General features: G+C 63.5%; 13 protein-coding genes. 2 read left to right on the top strand and 11 right to left on the bottom strand.

Going from position 1 to position 16,108, the window contains the following annotated elements; all coding sequences use genetic code 11:
• Positions 1-138 precede the first annotated feature (138 nt).
• Entirely contained in the window at positions 139-1,140 is a 1,002-nt protein-coding gene (locus AC1DZ8_RS10405) for a KpsF/GutQ family sugar-phosphate isomerase (protein WP_477303709.1), read from the top strand.
• Between the two features lie 86 nt (positions 1,141-1,226).
• Here AC1DZ8_RS10405 and AC1DZ8_RS10410 read toward each other — a convergent pair whose 3' ends face one another.
• From AC1DZ8_RS10410 to AC1DZ8_RS10460, 11 genes are all read right to left on the bottom strand, one after another.
• Complete coding sequence (locus AC1DZ8_RS10410) at positions 1,227-1,691, bottom strand: NfeD family protein (RefSeq protein WP_477303707.1); 465 nt, start codon at positions 1,689-1,691, stop codon at positions 1,227-1,229.
• 101 nt (positions 1,692-1,792) lie between these two features.
• Positions 1,793-2,743 carry an SPFH domain-containing protein gene (locus AC1DZ8_RS10415; protein ID WP_112559280.1) on the bottom strand — a complete coding sequence of 317 codons (951 nt, stop codon included), beginning with the start codon at positions 2,741-2,743 and terminating at the stop codon, positions 1,793-1,795.
• A gap of 158 nt (positions 2,744-2,901) precedes the next feature.
• Positions 2,902-3,954 (bottom strand): ferrochelatase, encoded by a 1,053-nt coding sequence (hemH, locus tag AC1DZ8_RS10420; RefSeq protein WP_477303704.1) that lies wholly within the window; start codon positions 3,952-3,954, stop codon positions 2,902-2,904.
• Between the two features lie 130 nt (positions 3,955-4,084).
• Entirely contained in the window at positions 4,085-6,145 is a 2,061-nt protein-coding gene (locus AC1DZ8_RS10425) for a 5'-nucleotidase C-terminal domain-containing protein (protein WP_477303702.1), read from the bottom strand.
• Positions 6,146-6,349: 204 nt separating this feature from the next.
• Positions 6,350-6,727, bottom strand: coding sequence for an Omp10 family outer membrane lipoprotein (locus tag AC1DZ8_RS10430; RefSeq protein WP_477400850.1), 378 nt, complete (start codon positions 6,725-6,727; stop codon positions 6,350-6,352).
• Positions 6,728-6,914: 187 nt separating this feature from the next.
• The gene (locus tag AC1DZ8_RS10435; RefSeq protein ID WP_477303700.1) at positions 6,915-8,360 is read right to left on the bottom strand and encodes a homospermidine synthase; all 1,446 of its coding nucleotides are present in this window, start codon (positions 8,358-8,360) and stop codon (positions 6,915-6,917) included.
• A 131-nt stretch (positions 8,361-8,491) separates the two neighbouring features.
• The gene (locus AC1DZ8_RS10440; protein WP_477303698.1) at positions 8,492-9,418 is read right to left on the bottom strand and encodes a heme-dependent oxidative N-demethylase family protein; all 927 of its coding nucleotides are present in this window, start codon (positions 9,416-9,418) and stop codon (positions 8,492-8,494) included.
• A gap of 51 nt (positions 9,419-9,469) precedes the next feature.
• Positions 9,470-10,132 (bottom strand): aminotransferase class IV family protein, encoded by a 663-nt coding sequence (locus tag AC1DZ8_RS10445; protein ID WP_477303696.1) that lies wholly within the window; start codon positions 10,130-10,132, stop codon positions 9,470-9,472.
• Positions 10,081-11,226, bottom strand: coding sequence for an aminodeoxychorismate synthase component I (locus AC1DZ8_RS10450; RefSeq protein WP_477303694.1), 1,146 nt, complete (start codon positions 11,224-11,226; stop codon positions 10,081-10,083). The genes AC1DZ8_RS10445 and AC1DZ8_RS10450 overlap by 52 nt, the downstream gene beginning before the upstream one ends.
• Before the next feature lie 164 nt (positions 11,227-11,390).
• The gene (locus AC1DZ8_RS10455) at positions 11,391-12,131 is read right to left on the bottom strand and encodes a proton-conducting membrane transporter (RefSeq protein WP_477303693.1); all 741 of its coding nucleotides are present in this window, start codon (positions 12,129-12,131) and stop codon (positions 11,391-11,393) included.
• A gap of 415 nt (positions 12,132-12,546) precedes the next feature.
• Positions 12,547-14,385 (bottom strand): M3 family oligoendopeptidase, encoded by a 1,839-nt coding sequence (locus AC1DZ8_RS10460; protein ID WP_477303691.1) that lies wholly within the window; start codon positions 14,383-14,385, stop codon positions 12,547-12,549.
• Between the two features lie 145 nt (positions 14,386-14,530).
• Between AC1DZ8_RS10460 and AC1DZ8_RS10465 the strand changes: the two genes are divergently transcribed.
• On the top strand, positions 14,531-16,069 hold the full coding sequence (locus AC1DZ8_RS10465; protein WP_477303689.1) for a sigma-54-dependent transcriptional regulator: 1,539 nt from the start codon (positions 14,531-14,533) through the stop codon (positions 16,067-16,069).
• Positions 16,070-16,108 lie beyond the last annotated feature (39 nt).

Consider the following 16,108-nt stretch of genomic DNA (forward strand, 5'->3'; position numbering starts at 1 on the left):
TTGCGCGGCGCAAGCGCGCCATACTTACCGAACCGTAAACGGGGATGGTTAACGGGAGGTTGAAGGGGTGCCTGTCAGACCTGGCCGGACGGCAATTCTGTTGGACAGGCGAACAGCAACGCGCTAATCGCATCAGCCATGCATGCGGGATCCCCAGAAAAGAAGCCTTTGGACAGCCAGGCTTCGATCGCCTCGGCGCTGAGAACGGTAGCCACGGAACAGGCCGGCGTGGCGGCATTGGCTGCCGCGTTGGAAAACGGACTGGCCGAACCCTTCGCGCACGCCGTCGACATCATCTCGCGCATCGATGGCCGCGTCATCGTCACCGGCGTCGGCAAAAGCGGCCATATCGGCACCAAGATCGCGGCGAGTCTGGCTTCGACCGGCACGCCTGCCTTCTTCGTCCATCCGGCGGAGGCCAATCACGGCGACCTCGGTATGATTGCCAGGGACGATGCCATCATCGCCATGTCATGGTCCGGCGAGAGCAAGGAATTGACGGGCATCGTCGCCTATTCCAGGCGCTTTTCGATCCCGCTGATTGCGATTACCGCCGGCGCCACTTCGGCGCTGGCGCGTGCCGCCGACGTGGTGCTGCTTCTGCCGACCGTGCCGGAGGCCTGCCCGCACGGTCTGGCGCCTACGACATCGACACTGCTGCAACTGGTCGTCGGCGATGCGCTGGCCATCGCGCTGCTCGAAGCCCGCGGCTTTACCCCCGACCATTTCCGCACCTTCCATCCCGGCGGCCAGCTCGGCGCCAACCTGACGCAGATCCAGGAGATCATGCATGTCGGTGACAGGCTGCCGCTGGTGACTTCGGGCACCGGCATGCGCGAGGCGATCCTGGAATTGTCGAGCAAGGGCTTCGGCTGCGTCGCCATCACAGCGGCCGACGGCGCCTTGGTCGGCATCATCACCGATGGCGACATCAGGCGCCATATCGGCAGCAATCTCATGGAGATGAGCGTCGATCAGGTGATGACGAAAAAGCCGAAGACGGCCACACCTGACACGCTGGTGGCGACGGCGCTGCAGACCATCAACAACTCGGCCATTACCAGCCTGATGGTGGTCGAGGACAGGCGGCCAGTGGGACTGGTCCATCTCCACGATCTGCTGCGCATCGGGGCGGCCTGAAAAATAAAGGCGCGTCACGTTCGGGGAAAGCCCTACGCGACGCGCCCTGCTTTTCTCTTTCGAAAGCGCTGCGCGCTTTCGGGCGATCAGACGGCCTCGACCGTCAGTTCCAGGTCGGTGTCGGCTGAACTGACGACGCGCACTTGCGTGCCGGCCGGCAGGTCGGGGCCCGACACGCGCCACAGCGTGTCGCCGAGCTTGATGCGTCCGCGGCCGTCCTTGATCGGTTCGGCAAGGGTGGCCATCTTGCCGACCTGCTGCGCGCCGCGCCGGTTGAGCAGCGGCTGGTCGGTCGCGTCATGACGCCCGCCAACCAGCTTCTTGCCGGCGAAGGCCGAGACCAGCGACAGCGCCAGGAAGGCAAGGACCTGGATTTCCCAGGTCCAGAAGCTTGCGTCCCAGATGAGCAGCGAAATCAGGCCGATCACCAATGCAGCGATACCGATCCACAGCATGAAGATGCCTGGCGCGATGACCTCCATCACCAGGAGGACGAGGCCCAGAACCATCCAGTTCCACGGACCAAGTTCAGAGACAATGCGGTCGAACATGGGAGTATGCTCCTAGTTCTTGTTTGAGAGCATGATCTTGTCCGAAAACCGGTTCCCACTTTTCGGGATCATGCTCCTATGATCTCAGTTCTCGCCTGATCTCAGTTCTCGCTTGGGCGAACCACCGGAGGGCGGGCAGCTTGCCGCGCGGCGCCGGCGGTGCCTTCGCTGCGGAACACCTCCTTGGCGATCTCGCTTATGCCGCCGAGCGTGCCGATCAGCGCCGAGGCTTCCATCGGCATCAGCACGACCTTGCTGTTGTTGGCGGTGCCGATCTTGCCCATCGCTTCGGTGTATTTCAGCGCCACGAAGTAGTTGAGCGCCTGCACGTCGCCCTTGGAGATCGCTTCCGACACAACCTGGGTGGCGCGGGCTTCGGCTTCGGCCGAGCGTTCGCGGGCTTCGGCGTCGCGAAACGCGGCTTCCTTGCGGCCTTCGGCCTCGAGGATCTGCGACTGCTTGAGGCCTTCGGCGGCGAGGATCTGCGCACGCTTGTTGCGTTCAGCCGTCATCTGCCGGCCCATCGATTCGATGAGGTTGGCCGGCGGGTTGATGTCCTTGATCTCGACGCGGGTGATCTTGATGCCCCACGGATGCGCCGCCTCGTCAACGACGCGCAGCAAGCGCTCGTTGATGGCGTCGCGGTTCGACAGCAACTCGTCGAGGTCCATCGAGCCCATGACGGTACGGATGTTGGTCATCGTCAGGTTGAGGATGGCGTTCTCCAGGCCGGCGACCTGGTAGGCGGCCTGCGCGGCATTCAGAATCTGGTAGAAGGCGATGCCGTCGACCCCGACTATGGCGTTGTCGCGGGTGATGATTTCCTGGCTCGGAACGTCGAGGACCTGCTCCATCATGTTCATCTTGGCGCCGATACGGTCGACGAACGGCACGATAAGATTGAGGCCCGGGCTCAGTGTTTTGGTGTAACGGCCAAACCGCTCCACGGTATAATTATAACCTTGCGGGATTGTCCGGATGCCTTTGATAAGAAGCACCAACACCAGAAAGGCAAGCGCACCAATTGCAATACCGAAACCGCTGAAGTCCATTTAAATCTCCCTCAGATGCCGGCCATGGCGTTGATTCCATGCAGCCGACTTCACCAAACACTTAGGTGTGTTTCAATAATGTTACAATCTGGTGATCGCTGATTATTAGTGCGTGGAATAGCACAACAGGGGTGATCGATCGCCGAAATGCGGCGGCCTCAGACCCAACCTGACAGCTCGCGCCGCACCATCGCCTCGATCACCGCCATGCCCTCGGCACTGTCGTTGAGACATGGAATGTGGGCGAATTTCTCGCCGCCCGCATGATGGAAAGTCTCGGCCGCCTCACGGCCGATCTCGTCCAGCGTCTCGATGCAGTCGACGGAGAAACCGGGATTGACGATGGCGATGGATTTCACGCCGTCTTTGGCTAATTTCTCGACCGTTTTGTCGGTGTAGGGCTGCAGCCACTCCTGGGCGCCGAAGCGCGACTGGAAGGTGATGATCAGTTTCTTTTCATCCCACCCCAGTCGTTCGCGCAGCAGCCGCGTCGTCTTCTGGCAGTGGCAGTGATAGGGATCGCCCTTCTCGAAATAGGGCTTCGGGATGCCGTGATAGGAGGTGATGACAACCTCCGGTTCGAAGTCTAGCGTTTCCAGATGCCGCTCGATCGAAAGGGCGAGCGCCTCGATGTAGACCGGCTCGTCATAGTAGGGCGGAACACTGCGCACGGCAGGCGCGCGGCGCATCTTCATCAGCGCGCGAAACAGCTGGTCGTTGGCGGTCGCGGTCGTGGTCGCCGAATATTGCGGATAGAGCGGGAACGACAGGATGCGGTCACAGCCCTGCGCGACCAGCCTTTGCGCGACGCTCGCGGTCGACGGGTTGCCGTAGCGCATCGCCCAGTCGACGACGACATCGGGCAGGTCGCGCAGCGCCGCGGCCAGCTTTTCGCTCTGGGCGCGGGTGTAGGTGCGCAGCGGCGACTCGTTCTTCTCTTGGTTCCAGATCCTGGCGTAATTGGCGCCGGACTTCTTCGGCCTCGTCGTCAGCACCAGGCCATAGAGGATCGGATACCAGATCGCCTTGTTGAGTTCGATGACGCGCGGATCGGACAGGAATTCACGGAGGTAGCGCCACATCGGCTTGAAATCGGTGCCGTCGGGCGTGCCGAGATTGACCAGCATGACGCCGATCTTGCCTGCCTTGACCGGAGGATGTCCGGCCGGCAGCGGGCCGAGCGCTTTCGCGGCTTTGGGATCAATCGTCATGGCAATTCTCCGGACACGCCGCGAAACTAACGGCGCCGCGCCCGTTTTCAATGCCACGTCTGGCCGCACCTGTCTGGAAAAGCAACACCCGCCCGGCTGACCGGACGGGTGTTGCGGATTTCTACCGGCTCTAGTTGGCGGCCGGCGGGATGGTCAGGGTCGCGCCGACAGGCAGCCGGCGTGGCTCGTAGCTCTTGTTGGCCCCGGAGATCACCTTCCATTTGGCGCCGTCGCCATAGGCCTTCTTTGCCAGGTCCCAATAGGTATCGCCGGCGACGATGACATGGCTGGCCTCRGCCGGCTTCGCCGGCTCGGCGGGGGCGGGCGTTGCGGGGGCAGGGGCYGCCTCAGCCGGCTTGGCCGGTTCGGCAGGCGCAGGCGCCGCCGGGGCAGGCGCGGGCGCCGCCGGGGCGGTTTCTGCCGGGACAGTCGGCGGCGTGGTGGTGATGTCGCCAGATCCTGCCGGCAACGCGGGCATCGCCGGCTCCGCGGCTGGAGCTGCCTCGGCCGGCTTTGCCGGTTCGGCTGGCGCTGCCTCAGCGGGTTTTGCCGGCTCGGCGGCCGGAGCCGCCGCTACGGTTGCCGCGATTTCGGTGATGCGGCCGTCGAGCTTGGGCGTATAGGGCCGGTGCGCTGCGAGATAGTCGGCAACCACCTGTTCCAGGCCGGGGCCGAAATCATAGGCATTCTTGGCCTTTTCGGCGAAGACCTTGTAGCCGTCGCCGCCCTGGCGGACATAATTGTTGGTCGCGACCAGATAGTCCTTGTCCGGGTTGATCGGCGCCCAGGCGCCGCCTTCCATCACCTCGACCGACTTAACGCGGCCGGCATTGGGCGCGACCGACCTGTCGAAGGAATATTTGAGACCCGCCACCTGCGGGAAGCGGCCGGCGCCGTCCTCTACCTGGCTGACGCCGTTTTCCAGCCCGGCAACCAGATCCTTGCCGGAAATCTGGAAGGTCGCCAGCGTGTTCTGGAACGGCAGCACGGTCAGCACCTCGCCCATAGTCACGGTGCCCTTGTCGATCGAGGCACGCAGGCCGCCGCCATTGGAGACGACGATCTCGACGCCCTGTCCCTTGACGCGGTCGAGGATGGCGTCGGAGACGAGGTTGCCCATTGCACATTCCTTGGTGCGGCAATTCTCGCGGCTGCCGTCGATGGCCTCGGTGGTCTCGGCGACTTCCTTGTTCTTCAGCGCCTCGATCGGCGCGCCGAGTTCCTTGATGCGGGCAAGCACGGCCGGATCAGGCGTGATCGACTTGTCGAGGAAGATCGGGTCGCCGCTGGCTTCCTTGACGTTGCCATTGTCGTCGAACACGACCTTGAACTCGCCGAGATATTTCGAATAGGACGCCGCTTGCACCACCGGCACCTTGGAGCCGTCGGGGTTGTCGACCATGGTCGGGTAGGGGCCTTCGGCCTTCGGGTCGGTGTTGGACAGAAGCGAATGGCTGTGGCCGCCGACGACCACGTCGATGCCGGGGATCTTGGCAATGACATCGCGCTCGCGCCGGTAGCCGATATGGGTGACGGCGATGATCTTGTTGACGCCTTGCGCCTTCAGCTTCTCGACTTCCGCGGTGATCGACTTGACGTCGTCGGCGATGGTGATGTTTGGGCCTGGCGAGGACAGCTCCGGCGTGTCGTTGGTGACGGCACCGATGATGCCGATCTTCTGGCCGCCGACCTCGAGCACGATCGACGGCTTGATCTTGCCCGCGGCGCCGGACTTGTCGTTGGGCACCACATTGGCGCTCACGACCGGGAACTGCGCCTTGTCGAGGTAAGGCACCAGCGCGCTCTCGCCATCGTCAAACTCGTGGTTGCCGAGCGTCACCGCGTCGGGCTTGATCTGATTGAGGAATTCCTCCTCCGCGGTGCCCTTGTAGGTGATGTAGAACAGCGATCCCTGGAAGCTGTCGCCGGCATTGAGCAGCAGCACGTTCTGGCCTTCGAGCTTCTTTCGCTCCTGGGCGATCGCGGTGACCAGCCGGCCGGCGCCGCCGATGCATTCGCCCTTGGTCTCCTCCTCGGCCGAGCAGGTCGACTCGTATTTGTTGTTGCCTTCAATGCGGCTGTGCCAATCGTTGAAATGCAGGATGTTCAGCGTGTAGTCGGCAAAGGATGGTGCGGCCGACAGGCCAAGCGTCGAGGCAGAAAGGGCGGCAATGGCAGCGAGCTTCTTCATCTTCGTCTCCCGGATGGAACCTGATCAAAGCGTTCAACGCTCTTGCTTGACTGCAGGATAACAGCCAGCTTTTCCAGCATGTTCCCATCGCGGTTGTGGCGATGCAAGAGGAATCAGGGCGGGCGAAATCGGCATCGGTTTGCCGGCGCAAAAAAGGCGGCGGCATCGCGCCGCCGCCTTTTCGCAAGGCCGTATGAGATATGCTCAGCTGCGCCTGGTCAGCACGAAGTTCTGGCCGGCGGAGCTGGTGCAATTCAGCTGGTTGATCGACACCAGCAGGCAGTTGAAAGCGATCGGCTGCTGCCGGATCAGCGAAGTTCCGTTGATCTCAACCGAGGTGGCGCCGGTCTTGGTGTAGCTGCCATCAGCGAATTTCTCGCCGGTCTCTGCCGAAACGGTGGTGAAGACGCCGCCGCTCAATGTCGAGACCGCCTTGCCTTCGGCGTTCAGCCAGGACCCTTCGACCCCGCGTGGTTGCGATCCGATCGGTGGCCCGTCGGAACCGCCGGTGGTGCAGGCGGCAAGCATCGTCGCAAGAACGCCCGCCGCGCCCGCCGAAAGAATTTTGCGCGCAATCGTCATATGAAATCCTCTCCTGACGCATCGGCCCAATCGCCAAACGACGTTTGGGAAGCACGATGTGCGTGGCCTCAAGTTTCCAGAGCGGTCCCTCGTGCGCCCCAAGGGGCGCACACTGCTCTCGTCCGCATCCCTTCAATCGCCCGATTTCCGGGCGATTGCAAGGCAGTGAGGCAGGGGGATGGAACCGCTATCGGACGAGGATGTTGCGGAATTGCCACGGGTCGTTTTTGTCGAGGTCCTCCGGGAACAGACCCGGACGGTTATCGAGCGGCGTCCAGTCGGTGTAGTAGCCCTTGACCGGCCCGAGATACTGGGACTGCACTTCCAGGCAGCGCTTGTAGTCCATCTCGTCGGCCTCGACGATACCGGCCTCCGGGTTTTCCAGCGCCCAGACCATGCCGGCGAGCACGGCCGAGGTGACCTGCATGCCGGTGGCATTCTGGTAAGGGGCCAGCTTGCGTGCCTCAGCCAGCGACAGCTGCGAACCGTACCAGTAAGCGTTCTTGTCGTGGCCGTAGAGCAGCACGCCGAGCTCGTCGACACCGTCGACCAGTTCGTTTTCGTCAAGCACATGGTGGACCGGCTGTGGCTTGCCGGCGGCGCCGAACATTTCGTCCAGCGACAGCAGCGCGTCATTGCAGGGATGATAGGCATAGTGGCAGGTCGGGCGGTAATGCACCTTGCCCTTCTTGCCGCGCACGGTGAAGAAGTCGGCGATCGAGATTGCCTCGTTGTGGGTTACCAGCAAGCCGTATTGCGCGCCGGGCGTCGGGCACCAGGAGCGTATGCGCGTGTTGGCGCCGGGCTGTTCGAGATAGATCGCCGCCTTGGAGCCATGCTTGTGCTCCTTGCCGTTCTTCGGCATCCATTTCTCATGCGTGCCCCAGCCGAGCTCGGCCGGCTGCAACCCTTCCGAGATGAAGCCCTCGACCGACCAGGTGTTCCAGAACACATTCATCGGCTTCGGCTTCTTGGTGCGCTGGGTGTCGCGCTCGGCGATGTGGATGCCCTTGACGCCGGCCTTCTTCATCAACTGGGCCCAGCCGTCACGGTCGTCCTGCGCCGGCTCGGCAAATTCGAGGCCGAGATCGCCGGCGAGGTTCAGCAGCGCCTGCTTGACGAACCACGAGACCATGCCCGGATTGGCGCCACAGGTCGAAACCGCCGTCGCGCCGCCGGGCTTGTCGTGCTTTTCCTTGATCATCGCTTCGCGCAGCGCGTAGTTGGTGCGGCTGGCATTGTCGGCCTTGGCGTCGAAGTAGAAGCCGAGCCACGGCTCGACGACGGTGTCGATGTAGAGCACGCCGAGCTTGCGGCAGAGCCGCATCAGGTCGACCGAGCCGGTGTCGACCGACAGATTGACGCAAAAGCCTTGGCCGCCGCCATTGGTCAGAAGCGGGGTCAACAGCTTCTTGTAGTTCTTCTCGGTCACATGTTCCTGGACGAAGGCGATGCCGCGCTCATCGAGCAGCTTGCGGTCGGTATCGAGCGGGTCGACGACCGTCATGCGCGACTTGTCGAACTTGAAATGGCGCTCGATCAGCGGCAGCGTTCCCCGTCCGATCGAACCGAAGCCGATCATCACGACAGGGCCGGTGATTTCACCGTAAACGGGCCAGTTTTCATTCGCCATTTTATCGAGCACTCCTTCAAAAAAACCCACAAAAGCCGGGAAAACACGCACAAAACCGGGCTTTTTGCCCGGTGCTCATGCGCTACATCACAGATCATTGTCACAAACCAGCAAAAAGCGCCAACCGTCCGCTAGGCAGCATTGGCCATGTGGTTAAGGAGGACGATCAGCCGGTCGCGGTCAGCGGTCATGCCCTTGTAGTCGAGTTGAGCCTCATCCAGCGCCAGCAATTGCTCCGCGAAAGATGCCGCAAGCGTCGCCCTGTCGGGATGCCGCGCCAGCACCTTCAGCGGGTCGAGATGGATGCGGATGGTGAACAGGATGTCGCGCGACACGGGCAGCTTGCGCAGCGTCTGGCGCTCGACGCGGATGAAGGCGTGCGCGTTGACGTCGCCGTCCGGGAAGCGCGAGGGGCGGTTGGTGGCACGGTCGATGCGCTCGACATTGGAGAGTGGATGATAGAGCGCGTCGTCGGCCTGGATCGACCAGTTGAAGCGCTCGACGGCCTGACCCTGGAGACCGTCGAACATGCGGTTGATGAGCTCGGCCGGCCTGGTGCCTGGACCGAAGCCCGGCACCGGTGCGTGGATTTCCTGCAGCGGCCGCCCGAATTTTTCGACCAGCAACCAGGATGAGGGGAAGCATAGCGAGCCGGCGGCGAGCCGCCAGCCGCTGTCATCGCGGCGCATCAGGATCAGGTCTTCCTGGACGAGCAGCGAGGCTGCGACCAGCGGGGCGTCGCTGAAGAGATCGGCGCTGTTGCCTCCGGCACCAATCACCCCGATCCCCTCGCTCGTGCGTCGGTAGGTGTCGGGAAATGTCGCCAACAGATGCGCTTCGATGAGGTCACGCACTTCGCCCTGGGCGTCGCGCGTGCCATTCTCCTCGACAAACACCTTGTCGGGGATTTCGGCATACAGCCGCCGCTTCTCGGCGAGATGGTCGATGAGGTGTCCGTCGACCTCGATCCATTTGTCGAGCTCAAGTGGCTTCAGCCCGATGGTGAAGAGTTTTGACGAGCCATCGTAGGGCGTGTGCGTGGGCAGGCGAGAATTCATGCTTGGGTGAGGTCCAGTCCGGCGGCGGTCACTCTCGCGCGCAACTTCGTATCAGGCCAATGTTGCCGGGATCAAGCCGCGCAGGGAATTGCCGACATAGATAGCCTTCGCCGACTTCAGCTCGTCATAGCTGTAGATGGCTTCGCCGGCGCGGCCTTCGTCCAGAAGCTCGGCGCGCAATACGCCAGGCAGCAGGCCGCTGTCGAGCCGGGGTGTCATCAGCACACCATCGCCGAAATCGGCAAAGACATTGGTGATGGTGCCCTCGCAGATTTCGCCGCGCTCATTGGCCAAAAGCACCTCGTCGGCCTGAGTGATCAGATATTCTGCGCGGGCATGGGTATATACCTGTCGCCGGCTGGTCTTGTGGCGCAGCAGCGTGTCGGAGGAGGAGAGCCGAACGCGCGCCAGTTGCAGCCGCCAGACCTTGTCGGCGGCGAGCGGCACATAAGGCTGGACTGAGGCGGTCGCCTCGCCATTGCGCTGCAGGACGAGCCGGGTGCGCAGCGTCGTCTGCTGCGACCCGACAGTGTTCGCCAGCACCTCGCCGACCCGCTGCGGATCGCAGGCAAAGCCCAGTTCTTCCGCCGAGCCGTAGAGGCGCGCAAGATGGCGTTCGAAGCGCAGGAAACCCTGGCTGGACTCCCAGCGCATGGTTTCGATCAGCTCGAAGTCGGTGGTGTTCCTGTCGCGAAGCGCGCCTTCAGCAGACACTCCTGATACTCCTCCTCAGCCGTCGAATCGAAGACGACGCCGCCGCCGACATTGTAGACGGCCTCGCCGCTGGAAAAGAGAGAGATGGTGCGGATCGCCACCGAAAAGCGCATCGTGCCGCCGGGCGCGATCCAGCCGATGGCGCCACAATAGACGTCGCGCGGCGTTGCTTCCAGATCGTGCAGGATTTCCATGGCGCGGATCTTTGGCGCGCCGGTGATCGAGCCGCAGGGGAAGAGTGCTGCGAAAATCTGGCGGATGCCGAGGTCAGGCAACAGCTTTGCCCGCACACGGCTCACCATCTGATGAACGGTCGGGTAGCTCTCGATGCGGAACAGTTCCGGCACCTCCAGCGTGCCGACCTCGCTGATCAGCGAGATGTCGTTACGCAGGAGATCGACGATCATCCGGTTCTCGGCCTGGTTCTTTTCGTCATTGCGCAGGAACGCCTTCAGCCGCGCGTCCTCGGCCTTGGTTGCGCCGCGCGGCGCGGTGCCCTTCATCGGATGGGTTTCGATCACGCCTTCGGTGTCGATTTCGAAGAACAGTTCGGGTGAGCGCGACAAAACGATGGGATCGCTGAGCGAAATCAGCGCGCCGTACTTGACCGGCTGGCGACCGGTCAGCGCGTCGAAGGCGGCGAGCGGATCGCCGGACCATTGCGCATGGACCGGAAACGTCAGATTGCCCTGGTAGCAATCGCCCTTGCGGATGTGCTCGTGCAGGCGTGTGAAGCGCTTGGCGTAATCCTGGGCGGACCAACTGGCCCTGGCGTCGAAGATGGGGCCATTGGTAGCCGGCGCATCGGCGCGCGGCACGGCCTCTTCGACGGGAGCATCGAAGACACCCAGACAAACAAGCGGCGCGCGGCGGCCCTCGGGCAGCAGCGGTACCAGCTTCGGCTCGAGTAAATAACCCGCTTCATAGGAGAAGTAGCCGGCCAGCCATTTGCCGGCGTCAGTTGCCGCCTGCGCGGCCGCCAGCGCCGGCGGAAAATCCTTGGCATCATTGGCGACGATGATGTCGGCCGGGCGGTCGAAGACCAGCTGACGGCCGCTTTCGTCGTTGCGGAAGATGGCAGAGGGCAGGGGCATGGGGCTCGGATGCTGCGGTCGATGACGCCAGAACCGCTCTATATGGGGGGCGCGCGGCGTGCAATCGAGGGAGCGGCGTCGCAGGGCGCAAAGACGGTGGCGCTTGCGAAAACAAAAGCGGCGCCCGAAGGCGCCGCCTTGTCGGCCTTATCGCCAATGATCGGTCAGGTGTTGTTGGCGGTCCCGGCGGTCGGGAATTGGCGTGCGAATTCCGTCTCGTCGCCGGCGGCAAGCAACCTGGCCTGCTCGATCCACTTTTCGCGGGCGATGCGGCCGTCGAAATTCAGCGTGTCCTCGATGCGCTTGACGTCGGCGGCCGTCCATGCGGCGATCTGGGCGTAGGTCGTGACGCCGAGGCCCTTGAGCAGCTTGTCGTTGACCGGACCGATGCCGATCAGGCGGCGCAGATTGTCGGCCTTCCCAGCTGCCGGGGCAGCCTTCTTCGGGGCTGCGGCCGGCTTTGAAGCGGCAGGCATCGGAGCGGCGCTCGCCTTGGCAGCCGCTGGTTTGCTGGCAGCCGGCTTGGCGGCCGCGGACTTGGCCGCAGCTGGCTTGGCGGCGGCAGGCTTTGCCGCGGCGGGTTTGGCGGGCGCGGCCGGCTTCGCAGCCGGGGCGGACTTCGCCGTTGCGGGTGTCGACACCAGCGCTGCCGGCGCCGCGCTGGAAGGTTTGGCCGATGGAGCAGACGTTTCACGCAGCCGGCGTTCGAGATCGGCGCGGGTTTTACCGCAGGCGTCGAGTTCGCCGGTCAGGCGATCGGCATCGGCGCGCAGCCTGTCGCGCTCGCTGCGGGTGCGGTCGAGGTCGCCGCGCAGGCTGTCAAGCTCGCCGCGCAGCCGGCCCCAGATAAACCAGCCAACCAACAAACCTACAAGGAACGCCAGGACAATGTAGAAGAAGGTCATCGTCTCTCTCCAGTCGGATCCGTCCGCCGCCGCCTCAAGTCATGACCTTGGCAGATCGGATCATCCAATGTGGTTCGGCGGTTCGGGGAACAGCCGCTCTGTCGTCGACTGCCGGCGTTCGGCTTTCCCGCCCATTGCCAACCGTCGCTGTCGCATTCGCCGGACCGCTGCCATGGGCCGGGATGCTGTCCGGCCTGAGCCGCGCGCCCGGCTGAGCTTCAGTCGGAAAGGCTATCATACGGATTCTGGAAAGCTAACGGAAAATTTCGCCGGAGAGTTCTTCAAGAACAGGTATTTAGAACAAGAACAGAGCTGCCGTCACATGCATTCCGGCTAAACTGTTCTGTGATTTCGCAAAGTCGAGTCCGCCGCCGAACCTGTCGCTTTGCGCCACCGGTCCAACGGGTGCGCAACGTCAACTGTCGAGCGCTTCCAGTTCGTCGATCAAGCCGCCGATCACGCCAAGGCCGATCTGCCAGAAGGCGGGGTCGGTGGCGTCGAGGCCGAAGGGCGCGAGAAGCTCGGAGTGATGCTTGGTTCCACCGGCACGCAGCATCTCGAAATACTTGTCCTGGAAGCCGTGCTCGGCATTCTGGTAGACGGCGTAGAGTGAATTCACCAGGCAGTCGCCGAAGGCATAGGCGTAGACGTAGAAGGGCGAGTGGATGAAGTGCGGGATGTAGGTCCAGAAGACCTCGTAGCCCTCACGCAGCTTGATCGCCGGCCCCAGGCTCTCGGCCTGTACCTCCAGCCAGAACTGGCCAAGTTTGTCGGAAGTCAGTTCGCCGTTCTTGCGTTCGGCATGCACCTTGCGCTCGAACTCGTAGAAGGCGATCTGGCGCACGACCGTGTTGATCATGTCCTCGACCTTCTGGGCGAGCATGGCCTTGCGCTCGCGCTTGTCGGTGGTCTGGTCGAGCAGCGAACGGAAGGTCAGCATCTCGCCGAAGACAGAGGCCGTCTCGGCCAAAGTCAGCGGCGTCGAGGCCATCAGCGCGCCCTGGCCGCCGGCCAGCACCTGATGCACGCCATGGCCGAGTTCATGCGCCAGCGTCATCACATCGCGCGGCTTGCCCATGTAGTTGAGCAGCACGTAGGGGTGCGCCGAAGGCACGGTCGGATGGGCAAAGGCGCCTGGCGACTTGCCGGGCCTGACCGGCGCGTCGATCCAGTTGCGGTCGAAGAAGACGCGGGCGATCTCCGCCATGTCGGGGGAAAAGCGCTGATAGGCCGACAGCACCGTGTTCCTGGCGTCGTCCCAGCGGATCACCGCCTGCGGGGTTTCGGGCAAGGGCGCATTGCGGTCCCAGTGGTTCATCACGTCCATGCCGAGCCAGCGCGCCTTCATCGCATAGTAGCGATGCGACAGGCGCGGATAGGCCTCGCGCACGGCGGACGCCAGAGCGTCGACCACGCTGCGCTCGACACGGTTGGCGAGATGGCGTGAATCGGCGATGTCCTCGAAGCCGCGCCAGCGGTCGGAAATCTCCTTGTCCTTGGCCAGCGTGTTGGTGATCAGCGTGAAGGTGCGCAGGCTCTTGCGGAAGGTCGTGGCCAGCGCCTCGGCGGCGCGGCGGCGCACCTCGCCATCGGCGTCCTGCAGGCGGTTCAGCGCCGGCTCCAGCGTCAGCTCCTCGCCGTCTATGTCGAAGCGCAGATCGGTCATCGTCTCGTCGAACAGGCGGTTCCAGGCGCCGCGCCCGGTGATCGACTTTTCATGGAAAAGCTGCTCGACGCGGTCCTCGAGCTGGTATGGCTTGTCCATGCGCAGATCGATGACCCAGGGCCGATAATGCGCGAAGCCCGCGTCGGCGGCGAGGGCCGCTTCGAGCGCCTTGTCGTCGATCAGGTTCAGCTCCAGCGCGAAGAACAACAGATGCGCGCTGGCATCGGTCATCTTCTCCTGGATGTCGCCATAGAGCTTGGCGCGCTGCGGATCGGCGGTGTTGCCGGCATAGATCAGACCGGCATAGGAGACGATGCGGCCGATCAGTTCCTCCAGCGCTTCATAGGCTGCCAGCGCCTCGCCGAGCTTGCCGGCGCTGCCTCGCCCGGCCTCCGCGGCCAGCGTGCCCTTCCAGCGGTTCTCGAAGGCGACAGCGTCGGCCGCCGCCTTGGCAATGTCGCGCTTCAGCTCGGGCGCCTCCATGCCGGAATAGAGATCGCCGAGGTTCCATTCCGGCAGGTCGCCGAGCTCCGCCGCGCCCTGACCGGACGCTGCCGCCGCAAGCTGCCGACCGAGAATCCTGCTCATCAACAATTACCTTCTGGAATCAAAGGGAAAGGGCAAGCCGGTCAAATCCTAAGGAATTCATTCACCGGGTTTTTTGAAACCTTGTTTAGAACCCTGTGCCAGGATGATCCATGGGAATTTCCCGGGCGGACAACTGAAATCAGTCATGACAGGTTCCATTCTCATAGTCGATGACGATCCCGTGCAGCGCCGGCTGCTCGAGGCGGCGGTGACGAAATTCGGCCACAGCGCCATCGTTACCGATGGCGGCGAGGCAGGCCTGGAGGCCCTCGACGGACCCGGCGCGCGCGATGTGTCGGCGGTCATCCTCGACCTTGTCATGCCCGGCCTCGACGGCATCGGCGTGCTGAAGGCGATGCGCGAACGCGGCATTACTGTTCCTGTCATCGTGCAGACCGCGCAGGGCGGCATCGAGACGGTGGTTTCGGCGATGCGCCACGGCGCTTTCGATTTCGTCGTCAAGCCGGCGTCTCCCGACCGGCTGCAGACCGCGATCGGCAACGCGCTCAAGGTCGAGGCGGTCGAGGACGAGGTCAAGCGCACGTCGCGGCGGCGCGGCGGGCATTTGACCTTCAAGGACATGATCACGCACAGCCCGGCGATGGACCGGGTTATCCGCCTGGGCCAGAAGGCAGCGGCCTCCAACATCCCGATCCTGATCGAGGGCGAGTCGGGCGTCGGCAAGGAACTGGTGGCGCGCGCCATCCAGGGCACCGGTGATCGTCGCTCAAAACCCTTCGTCACCGTCAATTGCGGCGCCATCCCCGACAATCTGGTCGAATCGATCCTGTTCGGCCACGAGAAAGGGTCGTTCACCGGCGCCACCGACAAACACACCGGCAAGTTCGTCGAGGCGCATTCGGGCACGCTGTTCCTGGATGAAATCGGCGACCTGCCGCTCGACGTGCAGGTCAAGCTGTTGCGCGCGGTGCAGGATGGCGAGGTCGATCCGGTTGGCGGCCGCTCCACGGTGAGGGTCGATATCAGGCTGATCTCGGCCACGCACCGCAACCTTCTGCAGCAGGTCAAGGACGGCAAGTTCCGCGAGGATTTGTTCTATCGGTTGAACGTCTACCCGATCTTCGTGCCGCCGCTGCGCGACCGGCGCGACGACATCCCGTATCTGGTCAAGCATTTCATGGACAAGGTTGCGCCGGCGGGCCATCGCCTGCACGGCATTTCGGAAGCTGCATTGGCCATGCTGCAGGCCTATGACTGGCCGGGAAACATCAGGCAGCTGGAAAACGCCGTGTTCCGGGCATCGGTGCTTGCCGAGGGCGACGTGCTGACACCAGACGAATTCCCGCAGATCCGGGCGCAGGTCGATGGTACGGTCAATCTCGATGCCGACGTCCCCCTGTCGGACCCCGTCATGGCCTGGAGAAGCGAATCGCAAGGCGACAGCGCGCAGACTGATGGCGTCGGTCCCGTCGCGGCGGAGATCGAGCCTCCGGCCAGGCTAGTTCAGCGTTTCGGCACGCTGAGGGCGCTGGACGAGCGCGGCAATGTGCGCGCGCTGGCCGATGTCGAACTCGAAATGATCAAGCTGGCCATCGATCACTATAACGGTCAGATGAGCGAGGTCGCCCGCCGTCTCGGCATCGGCCGTTCGACGCTCTACCGCAAGCTCAAGGAATATGGCATCGACCCGGAGACCGGCCGGCTCGACCGTCTTGCCTCCTGAAGCGCGTCGCGCTTGAACGGAATCAGGCGACGCGCTTCA

This window comes from Mesorhizobium sp. P2_F7 (genome assembly GCF_056403695.1).